Source organism: Paenibacillus sp. yr247, from assembly GCF_900103825.1.
GTDB lineage: Bacteria > Bacillota > Bacilli > Paenibacillales > NBRC-103111 > Paenibacillus_E.
In genome coordinates this window covers 1-1,279 of record NZ_FNIF01000078.1, presented here as the reverse complement: position 1 = coordinate 1,279, position 1,279 = coordinate 1, and the positions used below count along the sequence as shown (strand labels likewise).

Genomic DNA, 1,279 nt, shown 5'->3' with positions numbered 1-1,279 from the left:
ATTTGGAAAATCCTTCTTTGTATTCAACCATTTAAAGGAATTATGAAAAAAAACGAAAATGAAGAAAGACTCTTTCACGAGTATGTGAACAGAGACGTTTATTTGTCAATTGCCGACACTCCCCATTTGACGGGGAGGCCAATACGCCTATGTTTGTGTCGTAGGACAACGACACGACAAGAAAATCACTTACAATTAATTAAAACCGGCGAAAACGGGAACAAGTTCTATGTTGACCATCTGTAAAACTGTAATGACCACATGGGTTTGATGCGACTTGGATTGGCTTTTTAAAGCCATTTTGCTTTAGATCGCTAAACAAATTCACACAGTAATTAACGCTGCCGCGTACACTAGTTTCATCATTTTCTGCTGAAGAATATTTATGTATTTCCGCTTCTGTCAAATTCAGAGAACAAATTCCAGTCTTTACTTGGAAGCAAGTGTCTTTAGTTAAATTGTAGCAAAACTTGTGTTGAGTTGGATCAAACGACTCCTCTTTCATTGTTCAACTCCCCAGTTGAAATATTAAATATCCGATATTGCTGGTTCAAGAAAATAAAGTTCGTTAGTCAATAGTCAGCATTTTCGCGGGTTATTAGATTTCATAATATATTAAAATAGACAGGGTAAGTTTATTAGTGACGGACAGATTCGATAAGTTGAACAGAAAATTGTGGAAAATAAAGTTTGTTAGTGAATTATGCATTTGTAAACGTTAAAGGAGTTCACAGCTTCAACTAACGATTAATTAGGTTCAACTGTTACTCCAGGAAGGTCATATCGCCCAATGTATGGTCCATTCCCTTTATGAATGACTAATAGCTTTTTCAATAAGTCAAATCCCATACGCACCTAAATACTGCTGCTATTTCCGTTTTCGTTCAATAAAACCTTCTCTCCCAGAGAGTATAACACCCCTCTCTATTCTAGTCTTAAACCGCAAGTTTTCAGGTCATCCTTTCGCTGGAAACTTCAATTAAGATCCTGTTTAAATCTGTTAAGATCGCCCCAATCTCCCGTAGAACGGGAGGAGACCCTGCCTGTAACATCTCATCTAAACAAGCAAGCTGTGCTGTCTGTGCTCGTTGAATATAAGTTTTCTGCCTTTCTTCCCTCTCAGTTGAAGCGTGAATAATCATTTCACCAAAATGATCAATACACACCGCTGCTGTCTCCAATGCCGCGAGAATCCTCTCTATTTTCGGATATTGCAGTGTATCATCTTCGATTTCCCTTAGATCTGTCAAGCTGCGGCGTATTCCCCGTATTTGTACGG

At 38.3% G+C, this 1,279-nt stretch carries 1 protein-coding gene; it reads right to left on the bottom strand.

The annotated features are described in order from the left end of the window. Positions 1-950: 950 nt before the first annotated feature. Positions 951-1,279 (bottom strand): hypothetical protein (locus BLT91_RS30480; RefSeq protein WP_217635319.1); only part of this gene is annotated, 329 nt, incomplete at its 5' end.